This window comes from Rhodococcoides kyotonense (assembly GCF_900188125.1).
Lineage (GTDB): Bacteria > Actinomycetota > Actinomycetes > Mycobacteriales > Mycobacteriaceae > Rhodococcoides > Rhodococcoides kyotonense.
On sequence record NZ_FZOW01000006.1, the window covers coordinates 167,674 to 184,974 of the forward strand.

Here is a 17,301-nt window from a genome sequence, read left to right on the forward strand (position 1 = left end):
TGCCTTTCGAATCAGACGGCCAGCACCGTGCACGCCGAGATCCCCGGCGCGCCGTACACATGAGTGAATCCGACGGTCGGCCGACGCACCGAGTTGCCTGCTGCACGGCCCTGCAGTTGTCGGACGACCTCGTGCACCTGCCGCAGGCCGGATGCGCCGATGGGCTCACCGCCTGCGAGACACCCTCCGTCCGTGTTGACCGGCAGCTTCCCGTCGTGGTGTGTCGCACCGGACGCCAGAAGTTCCGATTGCTCGCCGTGCTCGCACAGACCGGTCTCGGCCATGTGGATGATCTCCGAGCCGGAGTCGGTGTCCTGCAGTTGCGCGACGTGCACGTCCGCCGGACCCACACCGGCACTCGCGAACGCGGCAGCTGCGGCGTCGATGCTCGGGCTGTGGACAGGATCGGTGGACAACGACGGCGAGAACACTTCGAACGAGCCCGGCCGTCGGGTCCGTACATCGACTGCAGCAAGACGAACCGGGTTCTCGCACAGGTCGAAAGCTCGGTCTGCGCGCGCCAGTATCAACGCGACCCCGCCCTCTCCCGGTGAGCAGAACATGTACTGGGTCAGCGGGTCGTTGACGGTGGGCGACGCCGATACCTGCTGAGCGGTCAGTGGAGTCCGTCGCCATGCCATGGGATGTGCAGCACCGTTGGCGAACGCTCGCTCCGATACCGACGCAAGCAACGCGTCGTCGAGGCCGTACCGGTGGAAGTACCGTCGTGTCTTCATGGCGAAGTACTGAGTGGTGACCATCATTCCGGAGAGTGCATACCACTGCCCAAGACCGTAGTTCGCCGGATCGGAGCCGAACGCGCCGCGAGGATGTTTGTCGAACCCGACCACCGCGACCACATCCGCACGCCGCGCGCGCAGCATGTCGACCGCCGTCGCGAGTGCGACACCGCCCGTCGCACAACCGTTTCGGACCGTAGTGAACGGAATGCCCGTGAGCCCGAGCCTCGACACCAGAGAGTCGGGCTTGCCGGAGACGTTGCTTCCGCCGACGGCCGCGTCCACGTCGGCCCACGTGATACCGGCGTCGTCCAGCGCAGCCCGGAGGGCATGCTCCCCCATGTCCATTCCTGACACGCCGTCGTGACGACCGAAGGCGTGCATTCCGGCGCCGACGACGTACACGTCGGACGCACTCACGACTCGACCTTTCGGAACGCGAAACCGAGTTCCGTGCACCCGATCTCGGTGAGGACCAGTTCCACGTCGTCGCCGATGGCCACAGCACCCTCCAACCTCGATTCGACGAGGACCGAACCCAGATCGACGTACCCGACGGCAAATGCCTCGAAGCCCGACTCCGGCGTCTCGTACGGAGGCTTGGGCGTGAACGACTGTGTGGTCCATGTCCACACGGTGCCGCGACCCGGCAGCGCCAGTCGCTCGACGGTGTCCGCGGCGCACGCCGGACATCGCGTCGTCGCCGGAAACACCACCACGTCACATCCGACGCACCTGCTGCCGACGAGCAGCGGTGGTTCCAACGACGCGAACAACGATGCGTCGATCACGGGCCGGTCCATAGCTATCCTGCGAGCAGACGGAGTGGCCGACCCAGTATCGCCGCAACGGATTTCAGGTAGTCGGCGGCAGGCGCGCCGTCGACCGCACGATGATCGAACGTCAGGCTGAGAGTGAGAACTCGTGTACGCACGGGAGTGTCTCCCTCCCAACGGAAGCCGTCCTTCACCCGACCGACCCCGAGAATCGCGACATTGCCCGGATTGACGACGGGTGTGAAGAAGTCGACGCCGTAGGCGCCGAGCGTGCTCACCGAGAAGGTGGCACCTTCCATGTCGGAGAGTCCGAGAGTGTTGCCACGCGCCGCCGAGGCGAGGGCACTCGTCCGGCCCGCGATCTCGCCGACCGACAACGAGTCGGCTCCGCGAACGACCGGAACGACGAGTCCGCCCGGAACGGCGACGGCGACACCGATGTCGATCGAGGAGAACAGGGTGATCTCGTCGCCGAAAATGCCAGCATTGAGGATCGGGTGTTCGCGCAGTGCCAGTGCCGCTGCCTTGACGACGAAATCGTTGAGGCTCGGTGGTTTCGCACCGATCTCGGCGGTCTCGGCTTTCAGTCGATCGCGTACTGCGACCAGCTCGGTCACGTCCACTTCGTAACCGTGAGTGAGCTGAGCCATCGTCTGCAAGCTGTCGATCATGTTGCGCGCGATCGCCCCTCGCATTCCCTTCAGGGGAATGACATCGCCCGGCTGTGGACCTGCGACGTGTCCTACGACGGTGGCGCTCGGGGTCGGCGCTTCGGAACCGGCAGCTCGCTCCACATCGGCGGTCGTGACCCGACCACCGACACCCGATCCGACCACGTCGGCCAGGTCGACTCCCAGTTCGCTCGCGCGGCGGCGAACGATCGGCCCCACGAACCGCGCGGCGGAATCGGACACGGCCCGTGCGGGTTCCGCGACCGGAACCGACGCCGCATACTCCTCGACATCCTCCGAAACGATCCGCCCACCAGGACCGGTGCCCCGGATCGCAGCGAGGTCCACGTTCGACGCGGCCGCGACCCGGCGGGCGTTCGGCGACGACTTGATCCGGGTGCCGTTCAGTGCCGCAATCGGAGCCGACGCGGCCTCCGAAACAGATTCTGCTGCATGGCTGTTCACTGGTTCCGTGGGAGCAGATGCGCCGCCGGGCACAGCCTCGCCGTCGGCGAGCAGCCACCCGATCACCGTGCCGACCGGTAACACATCGCCGGCTCTTGCCGTCGTCGCCAAGATACCGCTGCCCTCGGCTTCGACGTCGACCTCGACTTTGTCGGTCTCGAGCCGAACGAGGACATCACCCGTTCCTATGTGCTGTCCCGACTGCGCCAACCACTCGCCGATGACGCCCTCCTGCATCGTGAGCCCCAACTTCGGCAGCACGATCTCCTGAGCCACGGTCATTTCCTTTCGAGCAGGCGTCGTGCCCCGGCCACGATGCGGTCGGCATCCGGCACGTAGGCGGATTCGAGCGGAGTGCTGAACGGCACCGGCGTGAACGGTGCACCGATTCGCAGAACAGGCGCGTCGAGATAGTCGAACGCTTCTTCCTGAATCTGCGCGGCGACCTCGGCTCCGATTCCACCGAACGTGACAGCCTCGTGCACCACGAGTATGCGATTGGTCTTCGACGCCGACTTCACGACGGCCGCCGTGTCGAGTGGCTGGACCGTTCGTGGGTCGACGACCTCCACCGACACTCCGGATTCGGCAAGGATGTCCGCCGCGGCAAGAGCCTCGGTGACCATGCGTCCGAACGCGACGATGGTGACGTCGTCGCCCTCTCGGGGAATCGACGCCTGCCCGAGCGGAATCGAGTACACCTCTTCCGGCACCTCGCTGCGAGCTCCGAGGAGCACTTTGTTCAGCATGAACACGACTGGATTGTCATCCCGTACCGCCGACACCATGAGGCCCTTGGCGTCGTACGCGTTCGACGGCATGACCACCTTGAGACCGGGCGTGTGGGCGAGCCAGCTCTCCAGACTCTGCGAATGTTGTGCGCCCGCACTGACTCCGGCTCCGTAGGCCACCGAGATGACCATGGGCACCTTGACCTCACCGCCGTACATGAACTTCATCTTGGCGGCCTGGTTCACCACCTGATCGAGAGCGACGGCGAGAAAGTCCATGAACATGATGTCGACGATCGGCCGCAATCCGCGGGCCGCGGCGCCGACGCCGAGTCCGATCAATCCCATCTCGGCGATGGGTGTGTCGACCATGCGCCGCGTGCCGAATTCGGCGAGCAAGCCGTCGTACATATGGAAGACGCCGCCGTACGCAGCGACGTCCTCACCGATGACGAAGACATCGTCGTCCTCGCGCATGACCTGTGCGACGGCCTCGTTGTAGGCCTTGACGTAGGTGGTGACCCGGGCAGTTCCTGCATCGGCCGGCGTCGTGGAAGCAAGTGCAGTGGACATGGATTCGGCTCTTTCGGGTCAGTCGCTGTAGACGTTGAGGGCGAAGTCGGCCACGTCTGGGAACGGGCTGGCTTCGGCAAAGGCCACGGATTCGGTGATGTCGGCGTCGACCTCCGCCCACACTTGCGCGAACTCCGCCTCGGTCACGATGCCCTCGGCAACGGCGCGCGCCTCGAGGAGCTTGATCGCATCGCGTTCCCGCCAGGCTTCGACCTCTTCCTGGGTGCGGTAGGTCTTGCGCAGACCCTTGACGCCCTGGTGGTCGTAGTACCGATAGGTCTTGGCCTCGACCAGTGTCGGACCGCCTCCCGCACGGGCCCGTTCGACCGCACGCCCGACTGCGGCCCGGACCGCGATCGCATCCATTCCGTCGCAGATCTCGCTCGGAAAACCGTACGCGGCAGCGCGATCGGCCACGTTGTCGAGTTTCATGTGGTCACGGAGTGCGGTGAACTCGGCGTAGCCGTTGTTCTCGCAGACGAACACGACGGGAAGTTCCAGGATGCCTGCCATGTTCGCGGCCTCGTGGAAGGCACCGATGTTGCTGGCGCCGTCGCCGAAGAAGGGGATGGCGACGGAATCCTCACCGCGGTACTTCGCTGCGAATGCGGCGCCGACTGCAATGGGGATGCCGCCGCCCACGATTCCGTTCGCGCCGAGCATGCCGATCGACAGGTCGTTGATGTGCATCGAACCACCACGACCTTTGCAGTAACCGTCGACGCGGCCGAACAGTTCGGCGAACATCTGCCGAAACTGAGCACCCTTCGCAACAGCATGTCCATGCCCGCGGTGAGTCGAGGAGATCTGGTCCGAGTCGCGAAGATTGCTCATCGCTCCCGCTGCAACGGCCTCCTGACCGACGTAGAGATGGAGGAATCCGGGAAGCTTGCCGCCCTCCATGAGTCGACCTGCTTCGGTTTCGAACTGCCGGATACGAACCATGCGTCGGTGCAGATCCAGAACGATTTCCCTGCTGGGCGTCGGATCTTCGGATCCCACCGGCTCCACGGCCTCACGGCCGACATTCGTCGCGGTTGCAGTCACCACGTGCACCTCATCCTGATTCTCGGAAGGAGTTTGTTGACTTCACGTTCAGTATCACCCAAACACTAGCCCAGTGTAAGTAGAATCACTATGGAGTTAGTGGCCCAATCGGGCAAAAGTTTCTTACTTGACTTGATGTCCAGTAAAACGCACGATGAGCCCGGGCGGCGAACTCTCGTAGAACCTACCAAGTGGAGGACATCCAGATGCTCGACCGAATACGAGATCGAGCGGCCGCGGAACCCGACGGCGTGGCGCTTGTGGACGACTACCGTTCGCTGACCTGGGCCGAGGTGGCGAACACACTCGACGGTCTCGGAGATCAGCTTCTCGAACTGGCCCCGCACTCGGACGACCGAGTCGCGGTCGTCGGCGAGAACACCGTCGAAACACTGCTGTCGCACGTCGCGGGCATCGCGCGTGGCGTGGGAACCGTCGCAGTATCACGACAACTCAAACCACACGAGATGGCCGACCAACTGCTCGACTCGGGATCCGTCGCACTCGTGACCGGCCCCGGCGGCTTCGCTTCGTCCGCCCGAGCCGGTTCGAAGGTCGGGCTTCGAGCGGTCGTGGTCCACAATCACTCCGCCGACAACGGCACCGTGCCATGGTCGGATCTTGTTGTGCCGCTGAGCAACCAACCGAATTGCGAAGCTTCGAATGCTCGCCGTGCGCGACCGCCCTTGGTCTACACCTCCGGCACCACCGGCCGGGCGCGCGGAACCGAAGTGCGCTGGCTGCCTGCCCCGGCACAGACAGCGCAAGAATTCGCCGACGCCGTGTCGGCACGATCGGGGTATCCGGACGGCGTGCACCTGGTCGTCGGGCCGCTGCAACACAATGGCCCCTTGACCTCGGTTCGGCACCTGCTGTCCGGCCGCCCCGTCGTCATCATGGGCCGGTTCGACGCCGAACGCACGCTCGCACTGATCGACGCCCACCGCGTGACATCCACGCTGATGGTTCCCACTCACTTCCAACGCCTGCTGGCGCTCACCGACGACGTGCGATCCCGCTACGACGTGACCAGCCTGGACTACGTCGCGCACACGGGATCCGCGTGCGCTCCCGACGTCAAACGGTCGATGATCGACTGGTTCGGCCCCGTGCTGATCGAGTCGTACGGCGGCAGCGAGATCGGAACGGTCTGCCGGATCGACTCGACCGAATGGCTGGCACACCCCCGCTCGGTCGGCCGGACCGTGCCACCGTTCGAGGTTGTCGTCGTCGGATCCGACGGCGTGGAACTCGGCCGCGGGGAGGTCGGGGTGCTGGGATTCAGAACGCCACCCGATCGACGCGTCGAGTACCACGCCGATCCCGAGAAGACCGCCGCCGCATACATTCTCCCGGACGTAGCCACCCTGGGCGATGTCGGATACGTGGACGACGACGGATACGTGTTCATCACCGACCGAGTGGCCGACATGGTGGTCTCGGGCGGCGTCAACCTCTACCCGGCCGAGAGCGAACGCGTTCTGGCGGCCCACCCCGACGTCGCCGAGATCGCGATCATCGGGGTACCGGACGACGATCTGGGCGAATCCCTTCTGGCGCTCGTGGTCCCGCGACCCGGCTCTACGCTGGACGTCGACGGCCTCGCCCGTTTCGCGAAAGACGAGATGGCGTCGTACAAATGCCCGAAGAGGTACGTCGTCGTCGAGGAGTTGGCGCGCAACGTCATGGGCAAGCTCGACAAGAAAGCACTGCGTGCTCCGTATTGGAGTACCGATCGCACCATCGCCGGCTGATTCGGCACTCACGAGAGGCACACATGATCGAGGTTCTGTTCGTCCGGCACGGTCAACCCGTGTCCCATGTCCGTAACCCCGCCCTTGCACCTGCGGGAATCGCCGATGCCCGTCGACTCGCCACCTGGTTGCGTCACGAGCAGATCGACGCGATCGTCTCCAGCCCGTTCGTCCGCGCTCGACAGACTGCCGACGAGCTGGCGGCCGGGATGGAGCGCACCGTCGACCTCGTCCTGGAGGATCTACGGGAATGGGACGACGACATCAGCCCGGAGAACTACATGGCCCTCGAGGACATGGACCCGGACAACCCGCAACTGCGGGCGGTGTCGGAGGGTCGCTTCGAGGACTACGTTCCCGGCCTCGATCTGTCCAAGTTTCGCGTGCGGGCACGGTCGGCGCTCGAGCAGATCTTCGATCTATATCCGACGGGGCGAGTCATCGCCGTCGCTCACGGCGGCATCATCAATGCAGCTGTAGCCGACGTACTGGAGATGCCGAAGACGTTCTGGCACAACCCTGCCTACACATCGGTGGCTCGGGTGCAGAAATTGGACTCCGGTGTCGTGGTCGTGGCGTCGATCAACGACACCGCACACCTCCGCGGCACGATCACGCGGTGACACCGGCACTCTTTCTACAAGCGAACCAGCATCTTGCCGACATTGCCGCCGTTCAGCATGGACAAGAAGGCGTCGACCGCGTTGTCGAGCCCGTCGTGAACGGTGGACTCGGCTATCAGCGTGCCTGATGCCAGCCAACCGGTGACGCGGTCCTCGAATTCCGCTCGCAGATCCTCGTGGTCACGAACGATGAAGCCTCGTATGGTGATTCGTTTCAGAATGGCGCTCATCAGATGATCGATCCGGGGCTGGTCCGGTCCCCCGTTCGACATCATGCCGCACAGGGCCACCCGCCCACGTTGCCGAAGCGAAGACAGTGCGGCGACAAGATGATCGCCACCGACGTTGTCGAAGTAGAGGTCGAGGCCGTCCGGTGCCGCGGCACGCAGAGACGAACCGATCGGCCCGTCCCGGTAGTCGATGCTCGCATCGAAACCGAGTCGATCGGTCAACAGTGCCGCCTTGTCCGGTCCACCGGCGCTGCCGATCACACGTGACGCACCGAGCAACCGTGCGAATTGCCCTGCCGCACTTCCGACGGCACCTGCCGCTGCGGAGACGAACACCGTGTCAGCGGCCCGAAGCTCGCCTGCCCGTACGAGACCGCAGTACGCAGTGAACCCGGTCTGACCGAGAATTCCGAGCCAATGATGCAGGTCGGTTCCGCGCGGATCGATCACGGCGGCAGCGGAGAGGTCGACCACAGCGTGTTCGCGCCACCCGAGCCGATGACGCACGTACGACCCGGCCGGTACGTCGTCGGTACCCTCGAGAACGACTCCGAGCGCAGACCCGTCGAGCGGCGCACCCACCTCGAAGTTGGTGGTGTAGTGCATCTCCGACGTTCCGAGTCGCCCGCGCATCGACGGATCGACGCTCATGAACAGGTTGCGGACCAACACCTGTCCGGGGCCCGGCCGCGGGACAGCAAGGTCGCGGACCTCGAAGTGCTCGGGGCGAGGATCACCCGAGGCCGGCCGCTCGGCCAGGAAGACCGCGCGACTCGTGGTCGCCGTATTCGTCGTCATGGCAGTTCCACGATGGTGACAGTGCCCTTCGAGCCGTCGATCTCCACGAGCGCACCGTTCGGGATGCGACGCGTCGCATTGGGAACACCTGCTGCACAGGGTATTCCGAGCTCACGACTCACGATCATCGCATGTGAGCCCATCGCGCCGACGTCGGTGATCGCGCCGGCCGACACCATGAACAACGGAGTCCACGACGGATCGGTTTGCGGAGCGACGAGAATCTCCCCGGCTTCGAACTCGTCGAGCTTCGCCATCGATGTGATCACGCGAGTACGACCGCGCGTGATACCGGGTGATGCACCCGAACCGTGCAGCATCTCGCCTTGCTTCGCTGGTTCGACCGTCGAGTGACCTCGGCGGCCGAGTGTCGAGAGAGCCGGTAGTGGTTCACGTGTATCGAGGAACGTGGGCAGTTCGAGTCCGAACAGCTGCTTCCATTCTCGATGCCGCACTGCCAGAGTTTCTTTCATCGATTCCGGCGCGGTGGCGAGGGCGTCCAATTCGTCGTCGACCGCCATGAAGACGTGGTCTGCCGATTCGAGGTGGCCGTCGGAATGCAGTCGCCGTCCGAGTTCTACGAGCGGAACCCTGGCCTCGTGGAGAACCTTGATGCAGTTGGTCTTCGCTCGTTCGCGCCATGCCGCGAACCGACGTGCGGATGCAAGCGCAGCCGTGAGCGTGGCCTGCCCCTCGTCGTCTTCACCGACGATCGCTCTCGCCTGTGCGAGCGCGTCCTCGGTGCTCGCCGCATGATCGGCACGTCGGTCGGACGGCGAGGCGGAGTCGTCCTGTAGCCGCAGCCTCTCGACGAGGCCGAAGACGAGCTGAGGCTGCGTCTCCCACGACACGGATCCGAGGTCCCACTCGTTCGGCCCGCGGTAGCCGAAATCGAGCAGGAATCTGTCCACCATGGCGTCGAACTTGCTGTCGAGTCCGGCGATTCGAGCACCGATTCCGTCGAGGCCCGCGTCGAAGACCTCCATCAGTTCGTCGTTGCTCCGCACGAGACGGCCCAGCTCCCACAGCGCGTAGGACGGGAGCGCCGAGTCGACGTCACCGGCCGCGCCGATGAGCGCGACGACGAGGTCCTGCCGATCGGCGCCCAACAACTGTCCGAGAACGGCGGGGCCGACGGCCGCACTGTTGGTCGCAACGACCTCGCCGCGCCACGCCACCCGCTCGAGGGGCATCACCGACCGGGCCCGGGCAACGAGTGCTGCCGGGGTCAGAGTCGCAAGGTCAGGTCGTTCACTGCGTAGCCGATCTGCGAGCACTCGATCCTCTTCGAGCTCGGGAAATGTCTCCGTGGACAGCGCCCACGCGTTCCGTTCCTTCAAACGGGCTGTCGCGTCGGCATTCTCGTCGTCGGGATGGCCGACGTAGGCGGGGATGTTCGGATCACCGCCGTAGAAGAGCTGGTCGACGAGTTCGACCGGAAGCCCGCCTCTGATTCCGACCAAGCGCGACATCGACAGATTGATGTAGAGGTGGCCGTAGAAGATGCCCGACGACGCAGCCACGTCCGGCTTCTCCGCGAGCGAGTAGCTGCCGAGGCTCGCGTAGCCGAAGTTCCACCCTGGCAGAATGTTCTGGATCCAGCCGAGATCCGCACCGAGTGGGGTGATGGGATCGGACAATACATCGCTCGCATTGAGGCGCGTGTACACCGGCAACCGAGTACTGGGAACGGTATCGACCAACCAACGCTGTTCGGCCACTTCACTTCTCGTCTCTGTCGTCACCGTAGGCCGGCGAACCAGTTACTAGACATCGAATTCACAAAACACTGTGACGTCCGACACTCTACATGCAAGACTGTATCCGCTGGCAAGTTACTTGCCCGATTTCCTGACCGAATCTGCACAGGAGAACATCGATGAAACTTCAAGACAGAGTTGTTGCGATCACCGGCGGTACGCAGGGCATCGGTCGAGGAATCGCCGCAGCCGCGTTGGCGGAGGGAGCCAAGGTCTCGCTCAACGGCCGCTCGCGGGAGAAAGGCGACAAGGCCCTCGCCGATTTCGGCGTCGGAGATCGTGCTGTGTTCTTCCCCGGCGATGTCACGACACAATCGGACGTCGAGGACTTCGTCGAGCAGACGGTCGCCACATTCGGCCGCATCGACGTCCTGGTCAACAACGCAGGCGGCGCGAAAGACCTGCAGCCCACCGCCGAGCTCAGCGACGATGAGTGGACGCTCGTCATGAACTGGAATCTCAACTCGAACTTCTGGGCAACCCGGCGAGCACTGCAGCACATGCTGCCCAACAAGTACGGCCGCATCATCAACATCTCGTCGGTGGAAGGCAAGCACGGCAAACCCGTGTTCACCGCATACGTCGCGGCGAAGCACGCGATCAACGGCATGACCAAGTCGATCGCGCGTGAGGTCGGAACCGAGGGCATCACCGTCAACTCGATCTGTCCAGGGTTGGTGATCACCGACATCATCAAGAACAACGGACCCGGCACCGCGAAGGCCATGGGAATGACGTTCGACGAGATGGTCGCGCTGTTCGCCGAGGAGTCGGCGATCAAACGGCCGAACACCGTCGAGGAAGTCGCCGCGATGGCGATCCTTCTCGCCTCCGATGCAGGCGCCGGAATCACCGGAGCCATCCTCAGCGTCGACGGCGGCACCGCGTCGTACTGAGCAGACCCGACCGGCCATCGAACGGAGAATGGAATGAGCACAGCTGGACTGAGCGCCAGTCGCACACTCGCAGAACGGTATTCGGTCGTCGTCCGCAGCCTGACCGCCGCCGAATGGTCGGCACCCAGCCGGTGTCCCGGCTGGTCCGTCAAGGATCTCGTCGCGCACACGGGCTCCAATTTCGGCGCGTTGGTCGACCCACCCGCCGCTGACCCGTCGGTCCCTGCACCGTCGACCGCGGAGGAGTTGCAGAACCGGCTGGTCGATGCGCGTCGGGACTGGTCGAGTACACAGGTCGCCGACGAGTTCCTGTCCAACCTCGAGGGCGCGATGGGTGTCCTCGAAGCGATGCAGGGCGACGATCTGGCGTCGACCCCGATGGTTCTGACCGACCTGGGAACCTACCGTTCACATCAGCTTTCGGATGCATTTGCTTTCGACATGTGGTGCCACATGTATGTCGATCTACTCGGGCCCGAGGGCCCAGTCGTGCGCGAGGTACCCGATGCCGAGCACGAACTGGTCCACACCGCCGTCGAGTGGATGTGGTCGGGACTACCGCAGATGTGCACCCCGGTGAGCACGGTTCTGGGCAGCCCCCTCGGCGTGCGCTTGACGGGCGCAGGCGGTGGAGAGTGGACCCTCCTGCCCGGTTCGGATCTGCTGACCGTGGAAGCGGGACCGACCACTGCCGACACGGTGATCACCTCGACTGCAACGGATTTCGTTATGTGGGGAACGACGCGCAGCCCGTGGCGACAGCACGTGACGGTCGAGGGCGACTCGGTCTACGCCGAGAGGGTTCTCGATACCGTCGACATCATCTGACTTCGGGTGCACGAACCTCTCGCTGGGCCGTCATCTCGCCGGTGACGGCCCAGGAGATGCACCGCGCGAGAATGGCGCGATACTCGGGAACCGGCCAACTCCCCCGATCCACTCGTCCCAGGTCGTCGATGCCCAGGTCTTGCACGTCGAACCGCCCCCTGCAGTGGCCGAGCGTGAAGTAACACACGGTTCCCGCTCCATGGTCCTTCGTGTACAGCACCGGCCTCGGCTCGTCCACGGTAGTGTGGCCCTCCTCGAAACCTGTTGACTCACCGACGAATCGAGTGTGCGCCAGTACGCGGATCGGAGGATGTAGCTCGCTGACGTACAGCTCGTCGACGGCGTCGAACGGCGCAATACCGGCGACGAGTGGATGATCGGGCTCGGTGATCTCGACCAGATACGGTGCGATCGGTGGATGGCCGAGGAACTGGCTTCCCAGGACGCCTGGGAGTCCTCCCAGCGTTCGAGGCGTCACGTACTTGCTCGGTGAACCAGGCGGTGTGCGGACGATGGCCGAGTTCGTGCCGTGAAGCGCCAGCCAGCGCCCACCACGCTCGACGAAGTCAGCCACAGCGATCTGCTGGCCGGTGTCCGGGATTCGGTTGCAGGTGTACGTGATCAGCAGGTCGGCCGAAGCAAGGGCATCCAGACAGTCGTAGTCCTCGAACACCCGAGTTCGGACGTTCTCGAATTCGCTCAGCGCCGACAGCAGTTGCAGCCGCGCGTAGTCGAAATCGTGCCACTGGCCGCCGCATACCACCACCGCATCGAGCCGGCCTGCTGGTCCCGACATACTCGCCTCTTCTCGTACCTCAACCGTGCGCGTGCAACGCCTTGCCTGCCAACGCGAGATGCGCCTCGCCCAATGCTTCTGCCTGGGTCGGATGCGCATGAATGTGCTGAGCGACGTCCTGCGCCGTCGCCTCCCAGTTGTAGATGAGCTGCGCCTCCCCGATCAGTTCCCCGACGCGCGCGCCGACCAGGTGAATACCGACGACAGGCCCGTCCGAACCCGCTCGAATCACCTTCACACCGCCGGACGTCTTCAGGATTCGACTCTTACCGTTGCCTCCCAGGTCGTAGACGACCGCCGAGACCTCGCCATACGTCTCCGCGGCTTCGGCCTCGGTCAGACCGACCGAGGCGACCTCGGGGTTCGAATAGGTCACTCGTGGAATCCCCTTGTCGTTCACCGGAACACAGTCGAGCCCGGCCAGCTGCTCGGCAACGAGGATCCCGTGGGCGAATCCGCGATGCGCGAGCTGCGGTCCGGCCACGATGTCGCCCACCGCGAAGACTCCTGGTATCGACGTCTGCAGCCACTCGTCCACTGCCACGAACCCTCGATCGAGGTCGATCCCCGCTTCGACGAACCCCATGCCGTCGGTCCGCGGGCTTCTTCCGACCGCCACCAACATGAGATCCGCGTCGATACTGCTGCCGTCCGCCAAGTCGACCGTCACTCCGCCACCAGCGCGATCGGCTACCGCGGTGAACGCCGTCTGGGTCCGTAACGTCAACCCGCGCTTGCGAAAAGCTCGCTCGACTTGCTTCGACGTCCACGAGTCCTCGGTCGGCAACAGAGTCGGTGCCGCCTCGACGATGGTGACCGCGGCGCCGAGAGAAGACCAGACACTGGCGAACTCGCACCCGATGACGCCGCCGCCGAGCACCACGACACTGTCCGGAACCTCGCTCAGTTGCAGAGCACGGTCGCTGGTCACGACCGAGCCTGCGATGGTCAACCCCGGTAGCGATTTCGACTGCGACCCCGTCGCGAGAACGACAGACTCGCCGCGATACGTCGCAGTGCCCCCGGATGCGAGATCCACCTCGACGGACCGTGCGCCGACCAGCCTGCCCCAACCGGAAACCACCTCGATCTCGCGCGATGCGACGAGACCCGTCAATCCCCGGTACAGCCCGGCGATCACGTCGTCCTTGTAGCTGTTGACGGCGCTCATGTCGACACCGTCGAGCGTTGCCTTGATACCGAAACGTGCCGCCTCGCGCACGGAATCGGCGATCTCAGCGGCGTGCAGTAGCGCCTTGGTCGGGATGCACCCGTTGTGCAGGCAGGTTCCACCCAGTTTGTCGGCCTCGATCAAGATCACCGACAGACCCAATTGCGCCGCGCGGAGTGCGCAGGCGTATCCGCCCGAGCCACCGCCGAGAATCACCACGTCGGCTGTGCCGGTCGACTCGATGGTCATGCCGGACTCAGAAATCGAACCGGTTGGTGAATCCGCCGTCGACCACCATGTTGATTCCGGTGATGTGACCGGCTGCAGGTGAGGACAGGAAGGTCACCGCGTTCGCAACGTCCTGCGCGGCACCCAGTTTGCCGAGCGACGCCGATTCCAGCGCCGCCTCGAAGAGGGCCGGTCGACTGTTCTGGATGGTTTCCCATGCGCCACCTTCGAAGTAGATGGGCCCGGGCGACACTGCGTTGACGCGAATTCCACTGGGACCCAATGCACGTGCCTGCGCCGACGAATGCTGCAACACCGCGGCCTTGAGTGCACCGTAGCTGTTCGCTGTCGTGATCGGGCCCGCCTCCAGCGCGGACGTGGTGCTGATGGTGACCACCGATGCCGCGTCGCTCGCCTCGAGGTGGGGCGTTGCCGACGAGATGAAATTGACCAGACTCATCAGATCCACGTTGAAACTGTTCAGCCAGGCCTGCGGACCCTTGCCGGTGGCTGCCGACGCGTTGACCACGACGATGTCGATGCCCCCGAGTGCGGCTGCCGCGTCGTCGACGAACGATGCCACGGCCGCAGCGTCGCCGACATCGACCGCCTGATGGAAAACCGTTCCTGCACCGGATAATTCGTCGGCAACTTCGTCGAGATGTTCCTTGCCGCGAGCGCAGATTCCGACCGAGGCACCCTCGGCGAGCAGTGTTCTGGCAATCGACAGTCCGATTCCGCGACTCGCACCGCTGACCAGAGCGCGTTTTCCGGCGAGACCGAGATCCATGTGCTGACTCCTTGATTGCTGAGGGCGCTACGCGCGCCGAGTGACGACGGTTCCCTGTGGGTGCTGCGGGACTTACTGATTCATGGCTTCGACGTGGGTCTGGAAGTCGAGGACGTGAGAGAAATCGTTGATCGACTGCACGGCGCGGCGAGAGTCGGCCCCTCGCACCACACTGAGCGAGGTGTGATGTACACGCACAGGCATGTCGAGGCCGCTTCCGAGAGCATCTGCCAGCACCGCGTTGATGACTCCGCCGTGGCACGTCACCACGACACGCTCGCCCAGATGCGAGTCCACGATCGAGGCTATCTCGCCGAGCACTCGCGAACGGAACGCGTCTGCGTCCTCGGCATACGGGAATGCGTCGTAACGGCGGGTTCGGATATGGTCACGGAAGATCGTCGCGATCTCGTCGTGCGGAAGGACCTCGAACGGGGATCGGTCCTCTGGAAAGCGTTGCCACGGTTCGTATTCGGTGAGTCCTTGGCGTACGACGGGAGTCAGTGCATGGCGTTCGGCGATGGCAGTGCCGGTTCGGAGCGCGCGTCGGAGCGGTGAGCTGTACACCGCGTCGACGCGAGCGGTAGCCAGCCTGGTGGCGACCGCCCGAACTTGTCGTTCGCCGAGCTCGGACAGCGGCGGGTCCACTGTCTCTCCGACACTGAGTCCCTTGGTCAGTTTCTGCTCACCGTGACGGACGAGCACCAACTCGCACAACCCGGTCAACGGCGCGAACGGGTTGTCGAGATCGATGGACCGAGCGCGCGGCTGACTGAGCATGGTCCGAGTCAACCACAAACTATCGTCAGTCTAAAGATACTTGGAGAAAAAACTGCTGGAACTACACGCTCGCTATGTCGGCGGCCAGATCACGCACCTCGTCGGCGAATCGGCGACGGCCGAGGTTCGCCAACACAGCGTCCTCCGTCAACCAGGACGCCACCGACACCTCCAGCAGACTCGACAACGCAGTCGCAGCCGCGGCCTGCTTCGCGCGCGATGTGATGCCGTTTCGTGTGCGCAGCTCCGCCATCAGCACATTCAAGAAAGTCAACCGGACGTTGCGACGAAGCGCTTCGATGGACAGGCTCCAGCCAGGCGAATGGACGAAGTACACGAGCGACGCCGCACGGTGCCCATCGGTCCACTCGAGCAAGCCCACGATGATGTCGCCGAGTGTCGCGTCCCCGTCGCTCTCGATCCGGGCGTGCAGCTCGTCGAGCAAGCCCTCCGAATAGATACGAAGACCGCCGAGCAGAACGTCGTCTTTCGAGGGGTAGTGATAATAAACAGCGGCAGAGGTCATCTGAGCCTCGGCAGCGATATCGGCGACCGTCACGTCCTCGATCGAACGCACGGAATACAGATGCATGGCCGCATCGACGACCATCTCACGGCGCGACGGTCGATGAGCCGCCCGCTTGGCGCTCTTGTCCGCCGGGACCTTGCCTGCGGCTCTCGGCGTTCCTTTCTTGCCTGTCATGGACTAGATCATGACAGGCAGGAAGTCGGGCCGGGGCGGCGCGACTTGCTCCGCCGAGTAATTTGGGAGCAGATGCGGTTCTCGGACGTGGGGATCGACGAGTTCGGGAGGAAACAGTGCCACGACGGAGGACCACCGAACACGAGGGCGTGTCGCCGGACGAGAGCGACCAGGACGACAGTCCGTCGACGGGCTGTGACTCCTCGCCGGCGGCCGACGACGACGACATGGACTACGACGCGGCCGCTCATCCTGTTCGCGACACCGAGACGAAGGGTTCCGCACATCGACCGTCTCGCCGCCACCTCATAGTCCAGGCCGCGGTCCGCGTCTTCTCCAAGAAAGGCTTCGCGGAAGCCTCGATCCAGGAAATCGCGGAAGCGGCAGGCATGGTGGCCACCGCGGTGTACTACCACTTCTCGAGCAAGGAGGAATTGTTCGAGAGCGCCCTGGGGTACGCGATGGATGCCAGCTCCGCCGCAGCACAGAACACCAGGCCCGATGATGTCGAGGCCGACGCCACCTCCTTCAGAGCCGTGATCGGCGCCGTCTGGGACTGGACTGCCGAACATCCGAACGCGTCGCGCATGCTGTTCCTCCAGATCGCCGGCGGCGCTACTTCCGGCACCCGCCTGCTGACCAAGGAATACATGGAGCGTCACATCCGACGCGCGTTCGACTACTTCCCCGCCACCGATGTGCCTCCCAACAAGCGTGCGGCAGCAGCGCAGCAGGCAGCACGTTCCCTGAGAGTACGAACGATGATCGCGACCACCATCGCCATTCAGCCCCTGCGTATCGAGGGCGGTCCGCTGTCGAACATCTCGGTGCCACGGCTGCGCACTGCGACCAGCGACGTATGTTCGAAGATGATCGAGGGCCGCTGAACTTCGCTCGCAGCAGTCACCTTTCGAGTAACTTGACTGAACCATCAGTTGCTT

The 17,301-nt window shown here is 64.3% G+C and carries 17 protein-coding genes; 5 read left to right on the plus strand and 12 right to left on the minus strand.

Translation table 11 applies throughout. The annotated features are described in order from the left end of the window. Window positions 1-11: 11 nt before the first annotated feature. The 5 genes from CHB96_RS12190 to CHB96_RS29960 are packed head-to-tail and all read right to left on the minus strand — an operon-like array spanning window position 12 to window position 5,003. Window positions 12-1,160, minus strand: a complete 1,149-nt coding sequence (locus CHB96_RS12190) for a thiolase family protein (protein ID WP_089246441.1) — start codon at window positions 1,158-1,160, stop codon at window positions 12-14. Next, on the minus strand, window positions 1,157-1,543 hold the full coding sequence (locus CHB96_RS12195; protein WP_089246443.1) for a Zn-ribbon domain-containing OB-fold protein: 387 nt from the start codon (window positions 1,541-1,543) through the stop codon (window positions 1,157-1,159). Before CHB96_RS12195 ends, CHB96_RS12190 begins: the two co-directional genes overlap by 4 nt. Window positions 1,544-1,545: 2 nt before the next feature. Then, window positions 1,546-2,934 (minus strand): dihydrolipoamide acetyltransferase family protein, encoded by a 1,389-nt coding sequence (locus tag CHB96_RS12200; RefSeq protein WP_245865533.1) that lies wholly within the window; start codon window positions 2,932-2,934, stop codon window positions 1,546-1,548. Beyond that, window positions 2,931-3,956, minus strand: coding sequence for an alpha-ketoacid dehydrogenase subunit beta (locus CHB96_RS29955; RefSeq protein WP_217899946.1), 1,026 nt, complete (start codon window positions 3,954-3,956; stop codon window positions 2,931-2,933). Before CHB96_RS29955 ends, CHB96_RS12200 begins: the two co-directional genes overlap by 4 nt. An 18-nt stretch (window positions 3,957-3,974) precedes the next feature. Beyond that, entirely contained in the window at window positions 3,975-5,003 is a 1,029-nt protein-coding gene (locus CHB96_RS29960) for a thiamine pyrophosphate-dependent dehydrogenase E1 component subunit alpha (RefSeq protein WP_245865536.1), read from the minus strand. 206 nt (window positions 5,004-5,209) lie between these two features. On the opposite strand from CHB96_RS29960, the gene CHB96_RS12210 reads away from it, so the two are divergent. Together CHB96_RS12210 and CHB96_RS12215 are read left to right on the plus strand one after the other, a co-directional pair. After that, window positions 5,210-6,757, plus strand: a complete 1,548-nt coding sequence (locus tag CHB96_RS12210) for an AMP-binding protein (protein WP_089246770.1) — start codon at window positions 5,210-5,212, stop codon at window positions 6,755-6,757. Window positions 6,758-6,780: 23 nt separating this feature from the next. Continuing rightward, entirely contained in the window at window positions 6,781-7,380 is a 600-nt protein-coding gene (locus CHB96_RS12215) for a histidine phosphatase family protein (protein WP_089246445.1), read from the plus strand. A 14-nt stretch (window positions 7,381-7,394) separates the two neighbouring features. Here the strand turns inward: CHB96_RS12215 and CHB96_RS12220 are convergent, their stop codons facing one another. Both CHB96_RS12220 and CHB96_RS12225 read right to left on the minus strand, forming a co-directional pair. Continuing rightward, the gene (locus tag CHB96_RS12220) at window positions 7,395-8,408 is read right to left on the minus strand and encodes an NADP-dependent oxidoreductase (protein WP_089246447.1); all 1,014 of its coding nucleotides are present in this window, start codon (window positions 8,406-8,408) and stop codon (window positions 7,395-7,397) included. Further along, entirely contained in the window at window positions 8,405-10,129 is a 1,725-nt protein-coding gene (locus CHB96_RS12225; protein WP_089246772.1) for a PEP-utilizing enzyme, read from the minus strand. The genes CHB96_RS12220 and CHB96_RS12225 overlap by 4 nt, the downstream gene beginning before the upstream one ends. A 158-nt stretch (window positions 10,130-10,287) precedes the next feature. Here CHB96_RS12225 and CHB96_RS12230 point away from each other — a divergent pair, with 158 nt between their 5' ends. Beyond that, window positions 10,288-11,064: an SDR family NAD(P)-dependent oxidoreductase gene (locus tag CHB96_RS12230; protein WP_089246449.1), complete on the plus strand. Its 777-nt coding sequence runs from the start codon at window positions 10,288-10,290 to the stop codon at window positions 11,062-11,064. 33 nt (window positions 11,065-11,097) lie between these two features. Further along, window positions 11,098-11,892: a maleylpyruvate isomerase family mycothiol-dependent enzyme gene (locus tag CHB96_RS12235; RefSeq protein WP_089246451.1), complete on the plus strand. Its 795-nt coding sequence runs from the start codon at window positions 11,098-11,100 to the stop codon at window positions 11,890-11,892. Here the strand turns inward: CHB96_RS12235 and CHB96_RS12240 are convergent. The 5 genes from CHB96_RS12240 to CHB96_RS12260 form a co-directional block, all read right to left on the minus strand. After that, window positions 11,885-12,688 carry a ThuA domain-containing protein gene (locus CHB96_RS12240; RefSeq protein WP_089246453.1) on the minus strand — a complete coding sequence of 268 codons (804 nt, stop codon included), beginning with the start codon at window positions 12,686-12,688 and terminating at the stop codon, window positions 11,885-11,887. The genes CHB96_RS12235 and CHB96_RS12240 overlap by 8 nt on opposite strands. A 19-nt stretch (window positions 12,689-12,707) precedes the next feature. Next, window positions 12,708-14,108 carry a dihydrolipoyl dehydrogenase gene (gene lpdA, locus CHB96_RS12245; RefSeq protein ID WP_089246455.1) on the minus strand — a complete coding sequence of 467 codons (1,401 nt, stop codon included), beginning with the start codon at window positions 14,106-14,108 and terminating at the stop codon, window positions 12,708-12,710. 7 nt (window positions 14,109-14,115) lie between these two features. Beyond that, complete coding sequence (locus CHB96_RS12250) at window positions 14,116-14,877, minus strand: SDR family NAD(P)-dependent oxidoreductase (protein ID WP_089246457.1); 762 nt, start codon at window positions 14,875-14,877, stop codon at window positions 14,116-14,118. 72 nt (window positions 14,878-14,949) lie between these two features. Beyond that, window positions 14,950-15,657, minus strand: coding sequence for a histidine phosphatase family protein (locus CHB96_RS12255; RefSeq protein ID WP_089246459.1), 708 nt, complete (start codon window positions 15,655-15,657; stop codon window positions 14,950-14,952). Window positions 15,658-15,718: 61 nt separating this feature from the next. Next, window positions 15,719-16,360 (minus strand): TetR/AcrR family transcriptional regulator, encoded by a 642-nt coding sequence (locus CHB96_RS12260; protein WP_089246461.1) that lies wholly within the window; start codon window positions 16,358-16,360, stop codon window positions 15,719-15,721. Between the two features lie 116 nt (window positions 16,361-16,476). Between CHB96_RS12260 and CHB96_RS12265 the strand changes: the two genes are divergently transcribed. Continuing rightward, window positions 16,477-17,247, plus strand: a complete 771-nt coding sequence (locus tag CHB96_RS12265) for a TetR/AcrR family transcriptional regulator (RefSeq protein ID WP_245865539.1) — start codon at window positions 16,477-16,479, stop codon at window positions 17,245-17,247. Window positions 17,248-17,301: the final 54 nt, after the last annotated feature.